The sequence below is a fragment of the Paeniglutamicibacter sp. ZC-3 genome (genome assembly GCF_025847175.2).
GTDB classification, from domain to species: domain Bacteria; phylum Actinomycetota; class Actinomycetes; order Actinomycetales; family Micrococcaceae; genus Paeniglutamicibacter; species Paeniglutamicibacter sulfureus.
This window is the reverse complement of record NZ_JAOYTG010000003.1, coordinates 36056-56290: the sequence shown is the minus strand read 5'-3', so window position 1 is coordinate 56290 and position 20235 is coordinate 36056. Positions and strand designations below refer to the sequence as shown.

Below are 20235 nucleotides of genomic sequence, written 5' to 3'. Positions count from 1 at the left end.
CATGAGCAACGAGCAGAACCATGCCCGTGCCACGGCGCCCGTCAGTGCCCGGATTGTCCTCTCCAGCGAAGACATCGATCGGGTCATCACCCGCATCGCCCACGAAATCATCGAGGCGAACAAGGGAACGGCAGACCTGGTGCTCCTGGGCATTCCCTCCCGCGGCTTCCCCCTGGCCCAGCGGTTGGCGCAGCGCATCAGTGCCACCGAGCCGGGCCTGGACGCAGCCGCCATCACCGGGCAACTCGACGTCACGATGTACCGCGACGACCTCCGCCACTCCACCACCCGCACCCCGGTGCCCACGCGCCTTCCGGCCGGCGGCATCGACGACAAGGTCGTGGTGCTGGTCGATGACGTGCTGTACTCCGGACGCACCATCCGCGCCGCGCTGGACGCCATCGCCGACCTGGGCCGCCCGCGCATCGTCCGCCTGGCGGTGCTGGTTGACCGCGGCCACCGTGAACTTCCCATCCGCGCCGACCACGTGGGCAAGAACCTTCCCACCGCGACCACCGAAAAGGTGCGCGTGCACCTTTCCGAGGTCGACGGGGAGAACAACAACGAGGTCGTCATCGAGGCCCACGCATGAAACACCTGCTCTCCACCGTTGATCTCTCGCGTGCCGACGCGATCCGCATCCTTGACATCGCCGAGGAAATGGCCGCCGTGGGCACCCGCGAGGTCAAGAAGCTTCCGGCGCTGCGCGGCCGCACCGTGGTCAACCTCTTCTTCGAGGACTCCACCCGCACCCGCATCTCCTTCGAGGCCGCTGCCAAGCGCCTGAGCGCCGACGTGATCAACTTCTCCGCGAAGGGCTCCTCGGTCTCCAAGGGCGAATCGCTCAAGGACACCGCACAGACCCTGCAGGCCATCGGCGCGGACGCGGTGGTCATCCGCCACGGCGCCTCCGGGGCCCCGGCCCGCCTGGCCGCCACCGACTGGATTGACGCACCGGTGGTCAACGCCGGGGACGGCACCCACGAACACCCCACCCAGGCACTGCTCGACGCGTTCACGTTGCGCGCCCACTGGTCCAAGGTCCGCGGTGAGGGCTCGCTCGGGGCCGACCTGGCCGGGATGAAGATCGCCATCGTCGGGGACATCCTGCACTCCCGGGTCGCCCGCTCCAACCTCTGGCTGCTGCGCACCCTGGGCGCCGAGGTCACCATGGTGGCCCCGCCGACCCTGCTGCCGCACGGCTCGCACGCCTGGCCGTGCACCATCAGCTACGACCTGGATGCCACGCTGGCCGGCGGCGTCGACGCGGTGATGATGCTGCGCGTGCAGGGCGAGCGGATGCATGATTCCTTCTTCCCCAACACCCGCGAATACTCGCGCCTCTGGGGCTTCGACGACGCCCGGCTGGCGGCGCTCGACGCGCAACCCGGGACCGAGACCATCATCATGCACCCGGGCCCGATGAACCGCGGCCTGGAAATCTCCTCGGCGGCCGCCGACTCGCCGCGTTCCACGGTGCTGGCCCAGGTGGCCAACGGCGTCGCGGTGCGCATGGCCGTGCTCTACCTACTGCTATCGGGGGACCAGCAGCGTCCCGCCGGCCTCTAAAGAACTTGTCAAGAAACGGGAGCCAATCCTCATGAGCACCACCAACAACGCCTACCTCATCCGCGGCGCCAGGCCGCTGGGCAACGCGGCCAGCGACATCCTGGTCCTGGACGGCAAGATCGCCGCCCTCGGCGCGGACGCCGCCACGCACGCCGCCGCCGCCGACGCCACCCTCATTGAGGCCGCCGGCCAGATCGCCCTGCCGGGCCTGGTCGATGTGCACACGCACCTGCGCGAACCCGGCCGCGAGGACGCCGAGACCGTGGAAACCGGCACGCGCGCCGCCGCACTGGGCGGCTTCACCGCCGTGCACGCCATGGCCAACTCCAACCCCGTGGCGGACACCGCCGGGGTCGTGGAGCAGGTCTGGTCGCTGGGCAAGCGCTCGGGCTGGGTCGATGTGCGCCCGGTCGGTGCAGTCACCGTGGGCCTGGCCGGTGACCAACTCTCGGAAATCGGCGCAATGGCCGACTCCCGCGCGCAGGTCCGCGTCTTCTCCGACGACGGCATCTGCGTCTTCGACCCGCTGATCATGCGCCGCGCCCTGGAATACGTGAAGGCCTTCGACGGTGTCGTCGCCCAGCACGCCCAGGAACCGCGCCTCACCGAGGGGGCCCAGATGAACGAGGGCGAGGTCTCCGCCGTGCTCGGCCTGGCCGGCTGGCCGGCCGTTGCCGAGGAGTCGATCATCGCCCGCGACGTGCTGTTGGCCGAGCACGTCGGCTCCCGCCTGCACGTCTGCCACGTCTCCACCGCCGGGAGCGTCGAGATCATCCGCTGGGCCAAGTCCCGCGGCGTGAACGTCACCGCCGAGGTCACCCCGCACCACCTGCTGCTCACCGACGAACTGGTCAAGAGCTACGACCCGGTCTACAAGGTCAACCCGCCGCTGCGGGCCGAGGCAGATGTCATGGCGCTGCGCGCCGGACTGGCCGACGGCACCATCGACGTCATCGGCACCGACCACGCACCGCACCCCTCCGAGGCGAAGGAGTGCGAGTGGGCCGCCGCGGCCATGGGCATGACCGGCCTGGAAACCGCGCTCTCGGTGGTGCAGCACACCATGATCGAAACCGGCATGATCACCTGGGCCGACTTCGCCCGCATCACCTCCACCGCCCCGGCGGCCATCGGCCGCGTCGCCGACCAGGGCCGCGAGCTGGCCGTGGGCGAACCCGCCAACATCACCATCGTGGATGCCGACGCGCGCTGGGTTGTCGACCCGTTCGCAATGGCCACCAAGGGTCGGAACTCCCCGTTCAAGGGGCTCACGCTGCCGGGCAAGGTCACCGCGGTGTTCTTCCACGGCCACCCCACGGTGCTGGGCGGAGAGTTGAACACCCCGCGGCCCACCGAGGCCGCCTAGATGGGCCAGTACACCGCAGCCGTGGTCATCACCCTGGCGATCGTGGTGCTGATGGTGGCGCTGATCCTGCTGGGTTGGCGCAACCGCCTGCGCCGCCAGGCATCCGTGCCGGCCCCGAGCCCGGTTCCCGAGGACGCCGACGGCACTCCCGCCCTGGGCGCGCAGCTCGGGGACAGTGCCGAGGGCATCTACGTGTGCACCACCACGGCCGGGGACTGGCTTGACCGCATCGCCGCGCATCGGCTGGGCATCCGCACCAACGCGGACCTGTCCATCCACGCTGCCGGCGTGCTGCTGGCCCGCCGCGGGGCATCCGACCTCTTCATCCCCGCCCACGACCTGACCGGGGTTTCCCGGGCCAGCGGCATGGCAGGGAAATTCGTGGAGAAGGACGGCCTGCTGGTCATCAGCTGGATGCTGGGCACCATGGCCGTGGACACCGGCTTCCGCCCCCGATACCACCAAGAACTCCCGGACCTCGCCGCGCGGATCGCCGCACTGGCAGGCACCGGAACCAACGACACGCAACCACCCGCCGAAACAAAGGAAAACCAGTGACAGCAGTACAGGGAACCGAGCAAGCCCTCTTGGTGCTCGAAGACGGACGGGTTTTCCGCGGCCGTAGCTACGGCGCCATCGGCACCGCCTTGGGCGAAGCGGTCTTCTCCACCGGCATGTCCGGCTACCAGGAGACCCTCACCGACCCCTCCTACGCCCGCCAGATCATCGTGCAGACCTTCCCGCACATCGGCAACACCGGGGTCAACGACGACGACGCCGAATCGAACCGCATCTGGGCCGCCGGCTACGTGGTCCGCGACGCCGCGCGCCGCCCCTCGAACTGGCGCGCCCAGCGCACCCTGGACGAGGAACTGCGGGCCTACGACGTCGTGGGAATCCAGCAGGTCGATACCCGCGCGCTGACCCGCCACCTGCGTGACCGCGGCGCCATGAAGTCCGGCATCTTCTCCGGCGACGCCGCCAAGGCGTCCGTGGAAGAGCTGGTGGCGGCAGTGAACGCCCAGCCGTCCATGGAGGGACAGAACCTCTCCGCACTGGTCTCCACCAGGGAGGCATACACCGTCGAGCCCAAGGACCACGGTTTCGCCGGAGAACCACTGTTCTCCATCGCCGCGATCGACCTGGGCATCAAGTCGATGACCCCGCAGCGCTTCGCCGAGCGCGGGGTGCGCGTCCACGTGCTGCCGCACAACGCCACCTTCGAGGACGTGGCGGCCCTCGGCGCCGACGGCGTGTTCATCTCCAACGGCCCCGGCGACCCGGCCACGGCAGCCACCCAGGTGGAACTGGTCCGCCAGGTGCTCGACGCGAAGATCCCGTACTTCGGCATCTGCTTCGGCAACCAGATCCTGGGCCGCGCCCTGGGCTACGGCACCTACAAGCTGCGCTTCGGCCACCGCGGCATCAACCAGCCGGTGCTCGACAAGGCCACCGGCAAGGTGGAAATCACCAGCCAGAACCACGGCTTCGCCGTCGACGCACCCCGCGAGGGCGCAGCAAACGCCCCGCTGGAGCGCTTCGGCCGCGTCGAGGTGTCCCACATCTCGCTCAACGACTCCGTCGTCGAGGGCCTGGCCTGTCTGGACATCCCCGCCTTCTCGGTGCAGTACCACCCCGAGGCGGCCTCCGGACCCCACGACGCCAGCCACCTGTTCGACAGGTTCATCACCAACATGCGCGCGGCCAAGAACACCGCCGCCACCGCATCCACCCAGGGAGAGAAGTAATGCCGAAGCGCGAAGACCTCAAGTCAGTCCTGGTCATCGGCTCCGGGCCGATCGTCATCGGCCAGGCAGCCGAGTTCGACTACTCCGGCACCCAGGCGCTGCGGGTGCTCAAGGAGGAGGGCCTGCGGGTCATCCTGGTCAACTCGAACCCCGCCACCATCATGACCGACCCGGAGTTCGCCGACGCCACCTACGTCGAGCCGATCACCCCGGAGGTCGTGGAGAAGATCATCGCCAAGGAGCGCCCCGACGCGATCCTGCCGACCCTGGGCGGACAGACCGCACTGAACACCGCCATCGCCCTGGACAAGGCAGGCGTGCTGGAAAAGTACAACGTCGAGCTGATCGGCGCGAACATCGAGGCCATTGAACTCGGCGAGGACCGCGAGAAGTTCAAGGGCGTCGTGGAGCGCTGCGGCGCCGAATCGGCCAAGTCCGTCATCGTGCACACCATGGACGAGGCCTTTGCCGCGGTCGAGGAACTGAACTACCCCGTGGTGGTGCGCCCGTCCTTCACCATGGGCGGACTGGGCTCGGGCATGGCCTACAACGCCGAGGACCTGCGCCGCATCGCCGGCGCCGGCCTGCAGTACTCGCCGACCACCGAGGTGCTCCTGGAGGAGTCGATCCTGGGCTGGAAGGAGTACGAGCTGGAAATGATGCGCGACAAGAACGACAACGTCGTGGTCATCTGCTCCATCGAGAACTTCGACCCGGTTGGCGTGCACACCGGCGACTCGATCACCGTGGCCCCGGCCATGACGCTGACCGACCGCGAGTACCAGCGCCTGCGCGACATCTCCATCGCTGTCATCCGCGAGGTGGGCGTTGACACCGGCGGCTGCAACATCCAGTTCGCCATCGAGCCGGACACCGGGCGCATCGTGGTCATCGAGATGAACCCGCGCGTCTCGCGTTCCTCCGCGCTGGCCTCCAAGGCCACCGGCTTTGCCATCGCGAAGATCGCCACCAAGCTCTCGCTGGGCTACACCCTGGATGAGATCCCCAACGACATCACGCTCAAGACCCCCGCGGCCTTCGAGCCGGCCCTGGACTACGTCGTGGTGAAGGTCCCGCGCTTCGCCTTCGAGAAGTTCCCGGCGGCCGACGCGACGCTGACCACCACGATGAAGTCCGTCGGCGAGGCCATGGCCATCGGCCGCAACTTCACCGAGGCCCTGCAGAAGGCCCTGCGCTCCCTGGAGCAGAAGGGATCCGAGATCGCGTTCAACAAGCCGATGGACTTCGAGATCGAGCAGCTGCTCGAGGACTCGGTCAAGGGCTCCACCGAGCGCCTGTACAACGTGCAGCGCGCCCTGCTGGGCGGCGCGTCCATCGAGCAGGTCTTCGAGAAGACGGCCATCGACCCGTGGTACCTTGACCAGCTGGTGCTGATCAACGAGACCGCCGCGATGATCCGCTCCAATCCCGACCTCAACGAGTACGTGCTGCGCGAGGCCAAGCGCCACGGCTTCTCCGACGCGCAGATCGCCACGCTGACCAACAAGTCCGAGGCCGTGGTCCGCGGGATCCGCCACGCGCTGGGCATCCGGCCGGTGTTCAAGACCGTTGACACCTGCGCGGCCGAGTTCGAGGCCTTCACCCCGTACCACTACTCCTCCTACGACGAGGAGACCGAGGTCGCGCTGCACGAGAAGCCCAGCGTGATCATCCTGGGCTCGGGTCCGAACCGCATCGGCCAGGGCATCGAGTTCGACTACTCTTGCGTGCACGCCACCATGGCGCTGCGCAATGCCGGCTATGAGACCGTGATGGTCAACTGCAACCCGGAAACCGTCTCCACCGACTACGACGTCTCCACCCGCCTGTACTTCGAGCCGCTGACGCTCGAGGACGTGCTGGAGGTCATCCACGCGGAGGAATCCACCGGCGGCGTGCTGGGCGTGTTCGTCCAGCTCGGCGGGCAGACCCCGCTGAAGCTCGCGCAGGAACTGGCAGACGCCGGCGTGCCGATCCTGGGCACCTCCCCGGAGGCCATCGACCTGGCCGAGCACCGCGGCGCCTTCCAGCGCGTGCTGGATGCCGGAGGCCTGATCGCCCCGAAGAACGGCACCGCCGTCTCCTTCGAGGAAGCCAAGCGCATCGCCGACGAGATCGGCTACCCGGTCCTGGTCCGCCCAAGCTACGTGCTCGGCGGGCGCGGCATGGAGATCGTGTACGACGAGGCCAACCTCGCCCGCTACATCACCAACGCCACCGAGATCACGGCCGACCACCCGGTGCTGGTGGACAGGTTCCTCGAGGACGCCATCGAGATCGACGTCGACGCCCTCTTTGACGGCAAGGACCTCTACGTCGGCGGCATCATGGAGCACATCGAGGAAGCCGGCATCCACTCCGGCGACTCCGCCTGCGTGTTGCCCCCCATCACCCTGGGCCGGGACGTGCGCGACCGCGTGGTCGAAGCCACCCGTGCCATCGCCGAGGGCGTGGGCGTGCGCGGGCTGATCAACATCCAGTTCGCGTTGGCTTCCGACGTGCTCTACGTGATTGAGGCCAACCCGCGCGCCAGCCGCACCGTGCCGTTCACCTCCAAGGCCACCGGCGTGCAGCTGGCCAAGGCCGCGGCGATGATCGGGGTCGGCGTGTCCATCGCGCACCTGCGCTCGGTGCACAAGATGCTGCCCGAATCCGGCGACGGCGCCAACCTGCCCGATGGCGCCCCGGTCTCGGTGAAGGAAGCCGTGCTTCCCTTCGCCCGCTTCCGCACCCCGGAGGGCAAGGTCGTCGACTCGCTGCTCGGCCCGGAAATGCGCTCCACCGGCGAGGTCATGGGCATCGACAAGTACTTCGACACGGCCTTCGCCAAGTCCCAGGCCGCTGCCAACAACCCGCTGCCGACCAAGGGCAAGGTCTTTGTCTCGGTAGCCAACCGCGACAAGCGCTCCATCGTGATCCCGGTCAAGCACCTGGCCGACATCGGGTTCGAGATCATCTCCACCGGCGGCACCGCCGAGGTGCTGCGCCGCAACGGCATCCCCTCCACCGTGGTCCGCAAGGTCCGCGAGGGTTCGGCCGAGGGCGAGTCCAACATCGTCGACCTGATCACCGAGGGGGAGATCGCCATGATCCTGAACACCCCCTCGGGCGGCGAGGCACGCGGGGACGGCTACGAGATCCGCGCCGCGGCCGTCTCGGTGGGCACCCCGATCATCACCACGGTGGCCGAATTCGGCGCCGCGATCCAGGCGATCGATGCGATGCGCCACTTCGAGTGGACCGTCACCTCGCTGCAGGAGCACGCCAAGACCCTGCAGGCTGCCGGCATTGCCGAGGCCAACGCCGCAGCGGCCGCGGTGAATCGGGACGGCGCGAATGCCTAGCGCCGAAGCGCGGGCGGCCGCGGCTGCCGCCCGCGCCCCCTTCGGGCAGCGGCTTGCGGCTGCCATGGCCGAGCACGGTCCGCTGTGCGTGGGCATCGACCCGCACCCCGGCCTGCTGGCGGCCTGGGGGCTGGGAGACGACGTGCACGGGCTGCGCAGCTTCTCGCTTTCCGTCGTGGAGGCCCTGGCCGGGCACGTCGCGGCACTCAAGCCGCAGGTGGCGCTGTACGAACGCCACGGCTCGCGCGGCCTGGCGGTGCTGGAGGAAACCCTGGCGCTGTGCGCCCACGGCCACGTCCTGTCCATCGCCGACGCCAAGCGCGGGGACATCGGCTCCACCATGGCCGCCTACGCGGATGCCTGGCTGGGGGAGGGCAGCCCGCTGGCTGCCGATGCCGTGACGCTGAGCCCGTACCTGGGCTACGAGTCGCTGCGCCCCGCCCTTGACCTCGCTGCGGCCACCGGCCGCGGCGTGTTCGTCCTGGGCCTGACCTCCAACCCCGAAGGCAAGTCCGTGCAGCACGTCGGCGGCGCCGACTCCGTGGCCAAGGGCATCATCGGACAGGTGGCCGCCGAGAATGCCGGCGCGACCCCGTTCGGGTCCACCGGACTGGTCATCGGCGCCACCGTGGGCGCGGCATTGGAGGAGCTGGGCATCGACCTGGCCGCCTCCAACGCCCCGATCCTGGCACCGGGCCTCGGCGCCCAGGGCGCAACGGGTGCGGACATGAAGGCGTCGTTCGGCGCGTTCTGGCCGCAGGTGCTCGGCACCTCCAGCCGCGACGTGCTCAAGGCAGGTCCCGACGCCGGAGCCCTGCGCGACGCCGCCGCGGCAACCCGGGATTCGCTGCTCTAGCCACGGGACGCCTGTGCAACCGGTATCGGTTCCAGGTCAATGCCCCCGGTGCACCCCCCCAAGGGGTCGCGCCGGGGGCATTGTCGTCCCCTTCGGGGCACCTCGGGGACGGGCGAAACGGCCAGGCCAGACCCGGCCGTGGCCTGATCCGTCCCGGCGCCGGGCGAGTGGCACATCGGTGCATGTGGGGCGCGCATCGGACGCCGGGAGAAGATTGCGGGATGATCTTGCTTACACCCGTGTCCCGGTAACCCGCCCCACGACCGGAATTTGCCACTCGTTCACGCATTTGCGGTAGCCACAGCGCGATTAACCATTGCATCGAGGCCCATCATTAGTTATCTTCAGTTCAGGGCTTGTTGCCCTGGTGCTTGACCCAATAGATGGAACGGCGGCAAAAGGCATGGTACTGCGAGAACTCTCAGACGAGGACCGTATTCGCGCACGGGCAAAGGCGTTGGCGGCCCGCACGCGCCGGGCCGAAATCAAGAACCAGTTCGGCGCCGGCAAGCTGGGCATCAATGAACTTCTGGACCTGGTTCCCCACGATGAGGCCATCGGACGACTGCGGGTCATGGACCTGCTGGAGTCGGTCCCCGGCGTCGGTGAAATCCGCGCCCACACGCTTATCGATAGACTAGGCATCTCACCCAGCCGACGCCTGCGCGGGCTGGGGCGCAAACAGCGCATCGCATTGGTGGATCATTTCCAGCAATCGCCACCCAAAACGAAAGAGTAACGAAGCACACCATGACGGTTAGCCCCCACCCCGCGGTCACAGTCCTCGCCGGTCCCACGGCCGTAGGGAAGGGAACGATCTCCACCTACATTCGCGACAACTATCCCCAGGTGTGGCTCTCGGTTTCCGCCACGACGCGCAACCCGCGCCCGGGCGAAGTCGACGGTGTGCACTACTTCTTCGTGGGTCCGGAGAAGTTCGGAGAACTGGTCGAAAACGGGGAAATGCTCGAGTGGGCAGTCGTGCACGGCCAGAACAGCTACGGCACCATCCGCACCAAGGTCCAGGAGGCGGTGGCCGCGGGGAAGCGGGTGCTACTGGAGATCGACCTGCAGGGCGCACGCCAGGTGAAAGAGAATTTGCCGGACGCGACATTCGTGTTCCTGGCCCCTCCCAGCTGGGAGGAATTGGTGCGCCGACTTGTGGGCCGCGGCACCGAAACCCCCGAGGAGCAGCAGCGCCGGCTGGAAACCGCTAAACTGGAACTTGCCGCGGAATCGGAATTTGACGTGACCATCGTCAACGACGACATTTCGCGGGCCGCAAACGAGCTGGTGACCCTCATGGGGCTGACCCCGCACGCACGCTAATAAACTTTTGTGCAAGACCCGCCGCGTCCCGGCGGATGCAGTACCCCCTTACGTCTTGATCCACCATCTAGTTATTTGGAGGCTTCGTGAACACGAACCTTGAAGGCATCATCAGCCCGTCCATCGACTCGCTGCTGACCACCACCGATTCGAAGTACGCCTTGGTGATCAACTCCGCCAAGCGCGCACGCCAGATCAACGCGTACTACGCACAGCTGCACGAAGGCCTCTTCGAGTACGTCGGCCCGCTGGTCGACACCCGCCTGAACGAAAAGCCGTTGTCCATTGCCCTGCGCGAAATCAACGAGGGCATGCTCAACGTCTCGAAGATCGAGGAAGCCGCCGAGTAGCCACTCGGCCGCAAACGATTACAACGCGTGGGTGCCGGCGCACCCGGGAGATGCGGCCGTAACGGGCCACACACCCCCGGGCCGGCGCGACGCACTAACGCATCGGTGGTAGCAGTGAAGCGCATTGTCCTAGGTGTATCCGCAGGGATCGCCGCCTACAAGGCAGCTTTGCTGCTACGGCTGTTTAAAGAGGCCGGCCACCAGGTCGACGTCATCCCCACGGCGGCCTCGCTCGAATTTGTTGGCCTTGCGACCTGGGAGGCGCTGAGCGGACGCCCGGTGCGCACCAGCGTGTTCGAGGCGGTGGACACCGTCAACCATGTCCGCCTCGGGCAGGAAGCGGACCTGGTGGTCATCGCACCCGCCACGGCCGACGTCATGGCACGGGCCGCCGCCGGGATGGCCAACGACCTGCTCACCGGCACGCTGCTGGCCACCGGCGCCCCGGTGGTCATGGCCCCGGCCATGCACACCGAAATGTGGGAGCACCCCGCCACCGTCGCCAACGTGGCACTGCTGCGCAGCCGCGGCGTGCACGTGATCGAGCCCGCCGTCGGACGCCTGACGGGCAAGGACTCCGGTGCCGGCCGGTTCCCCGAGCCCGAGGACATCTTCGCGGCCCTCGGGCCGTATCTGGCAGGAACGCCGGGTGCGTCCCTGCCCGACGCGGCGGGTGCGGTGGACCTGGCGGCAGGGGCCGCCTCTCCGCTGGCCGGGAAGATCGTCGCGATTTCCGCCGGAGGCACCCGCGAGCCGCTGGACCCCGTGCGCTACCTGGGCAACCGCTCCTCGGGCCGGCAGGGCATCGCCCTGGCCAAGGCAGCACTGGCCGCCGGCGCCACCGTCCGCTTCATCGCCGCCCACATGGATGTGCCGGCTCCTGCCGGCGTCGAACTCAGCACGGCCTCCACCGCCCGACAGCTGCAGGTGGCCGTCACCGAGGCCGCCCGAGGCGCGGATGCGCTGATCATGAGCGCAGCTGTCGCCGACTTCCGGCCTGCCCAATACGTGGATTCGAAGATCAAGAAGTCCGACGACCACGCCGACCCGGTGATCACCCTGGTGCGCAACCCGGACATCCTGGCCACGCTGGTTGCCGACCGCACCGCCGCGGGCAGCGCCGGCGACCTGCCGCAACTGATCGTGGGCTTTGCCGCGGAGACCGGCGACGCGGAGGCGGGAGTGCTCGAGTACGGGGCGGCGAAGCTGAAGCGCAAGGGCTGTGAAATGCTCGTCGTCAACGAGGTGGGGGAGAACCTGACCTTCGGGACAGACGAGAACTCGGTGACCATCCTCTTCGCCGACGGCGCCGCCGCGGTGCACGCCTCCGGGTCCAAGGACGAAGTGGCCGCCTCCGTCATCGATGCGGTGGGACGGGCGCTGGCCCCGGCCCGGCGGCACTGACGGCCCCGGCGGCCGGGAAAAGAGTCAAGTTTGCTTCCGCGCGGCGTTATGAAGCGCCGCGGTGCGCCACGAATTGTCATCATGACGGTGTGGCCACTTCCACATGACCTCGACGATCCGCTGATCTGACCGGCGTGTGCTGTTACCGGTAGAGTGGCACAGTGACTTTAGAATCCCCGCAGCTCCGCCTCTTCACCTCCGAATCGGTTACGGAGGGCCACCCGGACAAGATCTGTGACCAGATCTCCGATGCCATCCTCGACGCCATGCTGGCCCAGGACCCCAACTCCCGGGTCGCCGTGGAGACCTTGACCACCACCGGACTGGTGCACGTGGCGGGCGAGGTGACCACCGACGGCTATGTGGAGATCCCGGAGATCGTCCGCCGCACCATCCTGGACATCGGCTACGACTCCTCGGCCAACGGCTTCGACGGTGCGCGCTGCGGCGTCTCGGTGTCCATCGGGCAGCAGTCGCAGGAAATCTCCGACGGCGTCTTCAACTCGCTGGAGGTCCGCGAGGGCACCGCCGTTGACCCGCGCGATGCCCAGGGCGCCGGCGACCAGGGACTGATGTTCGGCTACGCCTCGGATGAGACAGCGACGTTGATGCCCACCCCGATCCACCTGGCGCACCGCCTCTCCGAGCGGTTGACCCAGGTCCGCAAGGACGGCACGCTGTCGCTGCTGCGCCCCGACGGCAAGACCCAGGTCACCATCGGCTACGACGGGGACCAGCCGGTCTCCGTGCAGACCATCGTGGTCTCTTCCCAGCACGCCTCCGAGTTCTCGCTGGAGGATTTGAAGGACGGCCTGTTGGCAGAGGTCGTCAACCCGGTGCTTGCCGGCACGGAGCTTGACACCTCCGAGACCCGCATCATCCTGAACCCCTCGGGCCCCTTCATCATCGGCGGGCCCGTGGGCGATGCCGGGTTGACCGGCCGCAAGATCATCGTCGACACCTACGGCGGCTACGCCCGCCACGGCGGCGGCGCCTTCTCCGGGAAGGATCCCTCGAAGGTCGACCGCTCGGCCGCCTACGCCATGCGCTGGGTGGCCAAGAACGTGGTCGCGGCCGGCCTGGCACGACGCGTCGAGGTCCAGGTCGCCTACGCCATCGGCGTGGCTCGCCCGGTGGGCCTGTACGTGGAGACCTTCGGCACCGAGACCGTCGACCCGGCCAAGATCACCGCCGCGATCAATGAGATCTTCGACCTGCGCCCGCTGGGCATCATCGAGGACCTAGACCTCAAGCGCCCGATCTACCAGAAGACCGCCGCGCACGGGCACTTCGGCCGTGAGGAGGCCGACTTCACCTGGGAAAACCTGGACCGCGTCGACGCCCTCAAGGCGTACTTCAACGCCTAAGGGGCGATTCTCCGGCCCGAAGACGTTTTGCGGGGATCGGGTGCCGCGCCCGCGAGGCGATGCGGCACCCGATTTTCGGTTAAGAGCGTTTCGACCGGGTTGGCCAAAGGTGGCCGGATGTCGACGGTAGGGTAATTCTCAAGGCGGGTAAAGGGGAGGTGCGGTGCATGGAGCGCTCGGCCCAACCATCGTTGTTGGCGGGCTTTGACCTGTCATCCCCTCTGCCCGGCATCCCCAACATGGCCGAGGAACTGCCAGTCGCCCGGGTCGTGATCGATTCCCCCGTCCCGCACCTGGACCGCCCCTTCGACTACCTGGTGCCGGCCGAGCTCGACGAGGCGGCGCAACCCGGGGTCCGGGTCAAGGTTCGCTTTGGCGGGCAGGAACTGGCGGGTCTCCTCGCCGAAAGGCTCGAGCACTCCGATCCCGGGATCAAGCTGCAGCCGCTGCGCACCGTGGTGTCGCCGGAGGTTGTCCTCTCCGCCCCGGTGCTTGCAGTGGCCCGCGCCGTGGCCGAACGCTATGCCGGCGGGGTCTGGGACGTGCTGCGCTCGGCCGTCCCTGCCCGCATGGCCAGGGTCGAGACCGAGAAATACGCCGTCAGGGATTCCCCGGCGGAGGAACCCTCGCCGGACGGGCCCGTCGAACCCTCCGCCGCCTTGCTCTCGGAGTACCACGGCGGGGCGGACTACGCCCAGGCGCTGCGGACCGGAGGAGCGCCGCGCGCGGTGCTCTCGGCGGTGCCCAACAGGCCCGGGGACTGGCCGGCGCTGTTGCTCGAGGCCGCCGAACTGACCCTGGCCTCCGGACGCGGCGTGCTCATCGTGGTCCCCGACGCCCGCGACCTCACCCGGCTTTGCACCACCCTCGATGAGCGCATCGGCGACCACGGCTACGCCCGACTCAGCGCCGAGGACGGCGCGACCCCCCGCTACCGCAACTTCCTGCGTGTCGCCCGCGGGCAGGCCCGGTTGGTGGTCGGCACCCGCAATGCCGCCTTCGCCCCGGTGAAGGACCTGGGCCTGGCGATCATCTGGGACGATGCCGACAATTCCCACGCCGAGCCGCGCGCCCCGTACCACCACGCCCGCGAGGTGCTGCTGCTGCGGTGCGGGATCGAGAACGCCGGCCTGCTGCTTGCTGCTCCCGGGCGAAGCGCCGAGGCGCAGCGGCTGATCCGCAGCGGCTGGGCCGCCGAACTTGTCGCGGAGCGGAAACTGCTGCGCGCCCACGCGCCGCGGGTCATCGCCGCCTCCGACGAATTCGAGGCCGACCGGGACCCGATGCTGCACGCGGCCCGGCTCCCCGCGGCAGCCTGGCGCGAGGCCAAGGCGGCGCTGGCCCACGGGCCGGTGTTGGTGCAGGTGGCACGGACCGGGTTCATGCCCGCGCTGCGCTGCGAACGTTGCCGCACCCCCGCCCGCTGCACCGCCTGCAACGGCCCGCTGGCCCTTGACGATGCCCGCGGGGCGCCGGCCTGTGGCTGGTGCGGACTGGTGGCAAACCCCTGGAACTGCGTCGAGTGCGGATTCATGCGCCTGCGCGCCGCATCCATCGGCGCGGACCGCACCGCCGAGGAACTGGGCCGCGCCTTTCCCCATGTCAAGGTAGTCGCCGCCACCGGGGCCAAGCCGCTGTACACCGTGCCTGCGGCCCCGGCGCTGGTCGTGGCAACCCCGGGTGCCGAGCCGGTGGCCCAGGACGGGTACGCGGCGGTGCTGTTGCTGGACGGGGACCGAATGATGGCCCGCGAAGGGCTGCGCACCGGCGAGGAAGTACTCAACCGCTGGATGGGTGCCGCGCACCTGGCCCGCGGGCGCGATGCGGCCGACGGCCGTCCGGGCGGCGGCACCGTGGTGGTTGCCGGGGAACCGGGCGAGCCGATGCGCGCCCTGGTGCGCTTCGACGCCGCAGCCTACGCGGAGGCCGAACTCGATGAGCGGCGCACCCTGGGCCTGCCCCCGGCCGTGCGCACCGCCATGGTCAAGGGGCCCGCGGCGACCGCCGACAAGTTCATGGCGGCGCTGGAGGTGGGCGATGAGGTGCGCCGGCACGGGCCGGTGCTGCTGGGGGAGGGAGAGCACCGTTGGCTGCTGTTCTTCTCCTACGCCCAGGGCCCTGCGGTCACCGCTGCCCTGCGCGCCCTGCGCGCCACCTTCAGCGCGGCGAAGGAGCCAGTCGTCTCCCTTCGCATCGATCCGGACGGGATCCTCTGATCGCGTGGTCGATCCGGTGGCAGATGCCGGCGTGGCGCGACGTTCGCCCGGGCCCTAGTTGTTGTGCTGTGCGTGGTTGCCTGTCGCCACACCCGCGGTCCGGTCACGGTACGTGGTGCGCGGCATGCCTTGCGGCGCCCAGGGATGCTCGGAGGCCAGGAAGTCCTCGATGAGCGATGCGGCCTCGGCCGCCTTTTCGTAGTGGATCAAGTGCCCGACATCGCCAATGACCCGCATCCGGGCCCGCGGGAAGCTGCGGGCGAGCGCGCGCTGGGCGCGGATCGATCCCAATTCGTCGTGCTCTCCGACCACCAGCAGCGTGGGCTCGTTGATGCGGGCCGCGACGTCGCGCACCGTCGCGGTGATCGAGGCGCCATAGGCCTCGCGCAGGGTGCTGCGCGAGGTGAAACCGGAGAAGTAGCGCCGGTGCTGGTCAACGACATAGGAGCGCATCGCCGGATCCCTGGACTTGAGCATGGCCAGCGACATGATGTCGGTGACCAGGCGCGAGCGCAGCAGCGCCTCGCCCGCTGCGGCCGGCAGCCTTTCCCCGGCGGCGTAGTACGCCCCGGCGGCCCGGGACATCGCCGCCTGGCTGCCCTCCAGCGCGGGCTCGCAGATCGGGTTGATGAGCACCAATTGTGCAAAGGAACCCGGGTGCCGCGCCAGGTACGTTGCCGCGACGATGGTGCCGAAGGAGTGCCCCAGCAGGATGGTCTCCGGGCCCAGCCCCAACTGCCCGCGCAGCGCGCCGATGACCTCGCCGTAGCCTGCCACGTCGTGGCGCGGAGCCGCCGCGGCGGAAACTGCGTTCGGATCCCCGGTGAAGGGTGTCGAGGCGCCAAAGCCGGGCAGGTCAGGCACGATGATCGCGTAGTGAGGCAGCTGGCCGATGATGCGGGCCAGCCCGTGGTGGTCGCCGCGGAAGCCGTGAACCGCCAGGATGACGCCGCGGCAGGGGCCCAGGGCCGGGTACATCCAGCTGGAAACCTCCGAGCCGTGGATGTGGTGGATGCTTTTCAGGGCGCGGCGCGAGGCATGCGGCGGGATCGGGAGCATGCCTCCAGCCTATCCGCTGCGCGGGGCTGAACGGGTGAATGCGCGCGGAAACGGGCACATGTGCGGCTCCGGTTCGGCAACGATTCGCCTACGCTTCACCCGCGGGGCTATGCGGTCGCGCCGGTGCCCCGGTAATGTCGACAAGACCATGTGAAGCACGCTTTACGCCCACTGCAACACCGAAGGATGGCCCCACCGTGGAAGCCGCAGCGTCCCACCGATCCCAACTGGCGGCACTGCGCGCCCGGCCCGGAGCCAAGGTGCTCATCGTGGGCGGTGGCATCAATGGCGTGGCGACCTTCCGCTACCTGGCGCTGCAGGGGGTCGACGTGGCGCTGGTGGAACGCGGCGACTACTGCCAAGGTGCCTCGGGCGCCTCCTCGCACATGATCCACGGCGGCATCCGCTACCTGGAAAACGGCGAATTCCGCCTGGTCCACGAGGCGGTGCGGGAACGCAACACGCTGCTGGAGATCGCGCCGCACTACGTCAAGCCGCTGCGCACCACCGTCCCGATCTTCTCCACCTTCTCCGGGCTCCTGGCCGCCCCGTTGCGCTTCGTGACCCACCGACCCGGGCTGCGGGCCGAACGCGGGGCGCTGCTGATCAAGATCGGCTTGGTCATGTACGACTTGTTCGCCGGGGCCATTGGCCGCAACACCCCCTGGCACCGGTTCCGCGGGGCCAAGGCCTCCCTCGCGGTGCTCCCGAAGCTGCGGACCGACGTGAAGTACACCGCCACCTACTTCGACGCCTCGGTGCACAATCCCGAGCGGCTCACCTTGGACGTGCTGCGCGACGGGCTGGAGGCAAACCCGCACGCGAGGGCCAGCAACTACGTGGCCCTCATCGGGCACGGCGAGCGCGGGGCGCACTTGCGCGACGAGCTCACCGGGGAGGAGTTCGACTTCGACGCCCAGGTCATCGTCAACGCCACCGGGGCCTGGGTGGATCAGACCAATGCGGTGATCGGCACCCCGAGCCGCTTCATGGGCGGGACCAAGGGCAGCCACATCGTGCTGGATCATCCCGGGCTGCTGGCCGCCTGCGACGGGCGGGAGATCTTCTTCGAGCACTCCGACGGGCGCATCGTGCTGATCTACCCGCTGGGGGACCGGGTGCTGGTGGGCACCACTGACATCGATGCGGACATGGGGGAACCGGCGCGCTGCACCGATGCGGAAGTCGCGTACTTCTTCGAGCTGATCGGCCACGTCTTCCCCTCCATCAAGGTCGGAGAGGAGCAGATCGTCTACAGGTTCTCCGGGGTGCGTCCGCTGCCGAGCCATGAGAACACCGCCCCCGGATTCGTCTCACGGGACTACCGGATCGAGCATTCGCGGCTGGCCGGGGGAACCCCGATGCTTTGTCTGGTCGGCGGGAAGTGGACGACGTTCCGCGCGCTGGGCAAGACGCTGGGCAACAAGGTGCTGGCCGAACTCGGGGTCTCCCCGGTCCCCGGCAACCGCATGCTTCCCATCGGCGGGGGAAAAGACTACCCCAAGACCCCGGCGGAACTGGAGGCTTGGTTCGCCCAGCGCGCCGCACTGGCACCGCGGGCGCGGCTCGAGGTGCTGCTGCAGCGCTACGGCACCCGTGCCGACGCCGTGCTGGAGCACATCGGCCCCCACGACCCGACGCTGCCCGGGTGTCCGGAACTCTCCGCGGCGGAGGTGCGCTACCTGGGCACGCACGAGCAGGTCGGGACGCTGGCCGACGTGTTCATCCGCCGCACCTCGCTGGCCTTCCGGGGACGGGTGACCGAGTCGCTGCTGGCCCAGGTGGCCGAGGCGCTGGCGCCCGTGCTCGGCTGGGACGCAGCCGATACCGCAGCGCAGGTCGATGACTGCCGGCGCGTGCTCACCGAGGAGCACGGGGCGCATGTGGCCCTGAGCAACGCCTGACTCCGCGCACCGCACGACGCTTTCCGTCGTCGAGCGCGACCCCCCTGAACGGCACCTTTGAAAGGCACCGACATGAACAACTACGTCATCGCGATCGACCAGGGCACCACCAGTTCCCGGGCCATCGTCTTCGACCATGCCGGCACCGTGGTCTCCACGGGGCAGATGGAACACGAGCAGATCTTTCCGCATGCGGGATGGGTTGAGCACGATGCGGTGGAGATCTGGAACAACGTCCGCAAGGTCATCGGCATCGCACTGGCCGAAGCCAACCTCACCCGGCACGACATTGCCGCCGTGGGCATCACCAACCAGCGCGAAACCACCGTGGTGTGGGACAGGCGCTCCGGCAAGCCCATCCACCACGCCATCGTCTGGCAGGACACCCGCACCCAGGGCATCGTCGAGGAACTGGCCGCCGACGGGGGAGTCGACCGGTACAAGGAACGCGTGGGCCTGCCGCTGGCACCCTATTTCTCCGGCACCAAGGTCAAATGGATCCTGGACAATGTGGAGGGCGCCCGCCAGGAGGCGGAGGCGGGAAACCTGCTCTTTGGCACCACGGACACCTGGGTGACCTGGAACCTGACCGGCGGCACCGATGGCGGGGTGCACATCACCGACGTCACCAACGCCTCGCGCACGCTGTTCATGGACCTGGAGAAGCTGGAGTGGGACCGGGGGATTCTGGCCGACTTCGGGGTGCCGGTCTCCATGATGCCCGCCATCAAGTCCTCCTCCGAGGTCTACGGAACCGTGCACACCTCGCAGCTTCTGCGCGAGGTGCCGATCGCCGGGATCCTGGGCGACCAGCAGGCGGCCACGTTCGGGCAGGCTGCCTTCGAGGCCGGGGAGGCCAAGAACACCTACGGCACCGGCTGCTTCCTGATCTTCAACACCGGGACGGAAATCGTCCGCTCCAAGAACGGCCTGCTGACCACCCTGGGCTACAAGCTGGGCGACGCCGCACCGGTCTATGCGCTGGAAGGGTCGATCGCCGTGGCCGGTTCGCTGGTGCAGTGGCTGCGCGACAACATCGGGATGATCTCCACCGCTGCGGAGGTCGAGGAACTGGCAGCCAGCGTGGAGGACAACGGCGGGGTGTACATCGTGCCCGCATTCTCCGGGCTCTTCGCCCCCTACTGGCGTGCGGACGCGCGCGGGGCCATCGTGGGGCTGACCCGCTACGCCAACAAGAACCACATTGCCCGGGCGGCGCTGGAATCCACCGCCTTCCAGACCCGGGAAGTGCTGGATGCCGTGAACGCCGATTCCGGGGTCCCGCTCACCGAACTCAAGGTCGATGGCGGCATGGTCGCCAACGACGCGCTGATGCAATTCCAGGCGGACCTGCTCGGGGTTCCGGTGATCCGCCCTAAGGTCACCGAGACCACCGCGCTGGGCGCCGCCTACGCCGCCGGGCTGGCCGTCGGCTTCTGGAAGGACCTCGGGGAGCTGCGCGCCAACTGGTCCGAGGACAAGAGATGGGAGCCGGCCATGGAACCGGCGGAGCGCGATCGGCAGTTGCGCCTGTGGAAGAAGGCCGTCACCCGCACCTTCGACTGGGTCGATCAGGACGTGCCGTAGGCCACTGCGGACGGCCCCCGGGGGCGGGCGTGCCTCCGGCGCGCCCGCGGGACCGGCACCTTGTGGGGTAGAATATGGGGCATGAACGCAGTGCTCTTGCTAAGTTAGCCGCATGGGATAAACACCCCCCCATGCG

General features: G+C 68.7%; 16 protein-coding genes. 15 read left to right on the top strand and 1 reads right to left on the bottom strand.

The genetic code is table 11. From position 1 onward, the window contains the following. Window position 1 precedes the first annotated feature (1 nt). The 13 genes from pyrR to OIU93_RS04795 all read left to right on the top strand — a co-directional run bounded on the left by pyrR (window position 2) and on the right by OIU93_RS04795 (window position 15549). Entirely contained in the window at window positions 2-592 is a 591-nt protein-coding gene (gene pyrR, locus OIU93_RS04855; RefSeq protein WP_264268960.1) for a bifunctional pyr operon transcriptional regulator/uracil phosphoribosyltransferase PyrR, read from the top strand. Continuing rightward, entirely contained in the window at window positions 589-1569 is a 981-nt protein-coding gene (locus OIU93_RS04850; RefSeq protein ID WP_264268959.1) for an aspartate carbamoyltransferase catalytic subunit, read from the top strand. The genes pyrR and OIU93_RS04850 overlap by 4 nt, the downstream gene beginning before the upstream one ends. 31 nt (window positions 1570-1600) lie before the next feature. Next, window positions 1601-2935 (top strand): dihydroorotase, encoded by a 1335-nt coding sequence (locus tag OIU93_RS04845; RefSeq protein ID WP_264268958.1) that lies wholly within the window; start codon window positions 1601-1603, stop codon window positions 2933-2935. After that, a complete protein-coding gene (locus OIU93_RS04840) occupies window positions 2936-3493 on the top strand; it encodes a hypothetical protein (RefSeq protein WP_264268957.1) in 558 nt (185 codons plus the stop codon). Then, window positions 3490-4683, top strand: a complete 1194-nt coding sequence (gene carA, locus OIU93_RS04835) for a glutamine-hydrolyzing carbamoyl-phosphate synthase small subunit (RefSeq protein ID WP_264268956.1) — start codon at window positions 3490-3492, stop codon at window positions 4681-4683. The genes OIU93_RS04840 and carA overlap by 4 nt, the downstream gene beginning before the upstream one ends. Further along, window positions 4683-8027: a carbamoyl-phosphate synthase large subunit gene (carB, locus tag OIU93_RS04830; protein ID WP_264268955.1), complete on the top strand. Its 3345-nt coding sequence runs from the start codon at window positions 4683-4685 to the stop codon at window positions 8025-8027. Before carA ends, carB begins: the two co-directional genes overlap by 1 nt. Beyond that, a complete protein-coding gene (pyrF, locus tag OIU93_RS04825; RefSeq protein WP_264268954.1) occupies window positions 8020-8883 on the top strand; it encodes an orotidine-5'-phosphate decarboxylase in 864 nt (287 codons plus the stop codon). Before carB ends, pyrF begins: the two co-directional genes overlap by 8 nt. A gap of 403 nt (window positions 8884-9286) precedes the next feature. Continuing rightward, on the top strand, window positions 9287-9622 hold the full coding sequence (gene mihF / locus OIU93_RS04820) for an integration host factor, actinobacterial type (protein WP_264268953.1): 336 nt from the start codon (window positions 9287-9289) through the stop codon (window positions 9620-9622). A gap of 11 nt (window positions 9623-9633) precedes the next feature. Beyond that, entirely contained in the window at window positions 9634-10212 is a 579-nt protein-coding gene (gene gmk, locus OIU93_RS04815) for a guanylate kinase (protein ID WP_264268952.1), read from the top strand. An 86-nt stretch (window positions 10213-10298) separates the two neighbouring features. Further along, complete coding sequence (gene rpoZ / locus OIU93_RS04810) at window positions 10299-10562, top strand: DNA-directed RNA polymerase subunit omega (protein ID WP_217387924.1); 264 nt, start codon at window positions 10299-10301, stop codon at window positions 10560-10562. A 114-nt stretch (window positions 10563-10676) separates the two neighbouring features. Then, window positions 10677-11966, top strand: a complete 1290-nt coding sequence (gene coaBC / locus OIU93_RS04805; RefSeq protein WP_264268951.1) for a bifunctional phosphopantothenoylcysteine decarboxylase/phosphopantothenate--cysteine ligase CoaBC — start codon at window positions 10677-10679, stop codon at window positions 11964-11966. A gap of 161 nt (window positions 11967-12127) precedes the next feature. Further along, entirely contained in the window at window positions 12128-13333 is a 1206-nt protein-coding gene (metK, locus tag OIU93_RS04800; RefSeq protein WP_264268950.1) for a methionine adenosyltransferase, read from the top strand. Between the two features lie 167 nt (window positions 13334-13500). Continuing rightward, window positions 13501-15549: a primosomal protein PriA gene (locus OIU93_RS04795; RefSeq protein WP_264268949.1), complete on the top strand. Its 2049-nt coding sequence runs from the start codon at window positions 13501-13503 to the stop codon at window positions 15547-15549. A 54-nt stretch (window positions 15550-15603) separates the two neighbouring features. Here the strand turns inward: OIU93_RS04795 and OIU93_RS04790 are convergent, their stop codons facing one another. Next, the gene (locus tag OIU93_RS04790) at window positions 15604-16608 is read right to left on the bottom strand and encodes an alpha/beta fold hydrolase (protein ID WP_264268948.1); all 1005 of its coding nucleotides are present in this window, start codon (window positions 16606-16608) and stop codon (window positions 15604-15606) included. Between the two features lie 197 nt (window positions 16609-16805). Between OIU93_RS04790 and OIU93_RS04785 the strand changes: the two genes are divergently transcribed. After that, window positions 16806-18512: a glycerol-3-phosphate dehydrogenase/oxidase gene (locus OIU93_RS04785; RefSeq protein WP_264268947.1), complete on the top strand. Its 1707-nt coding sequence runs from the start codon at window positions 16806-16808 to the stop codon at window positions 18510-18512. Window positions 18513-18584: 72 nt separating this feature from the next. Then, the gene (glpK, locus tag OIU93_RS04780) at window positions 18585-20099 is read left to right on the top strand and encodes a glycerol kinase GlpK (RefSeq protein WP_264268946.1); all 1515 of its coding nucleotides are present in this window, start codon (window positions 18585-18587) and stop codon (window positions 20097-20099) included. The last annotated feature ends 136 nt before the right edge of the window (window positions 20100-20235 follow it).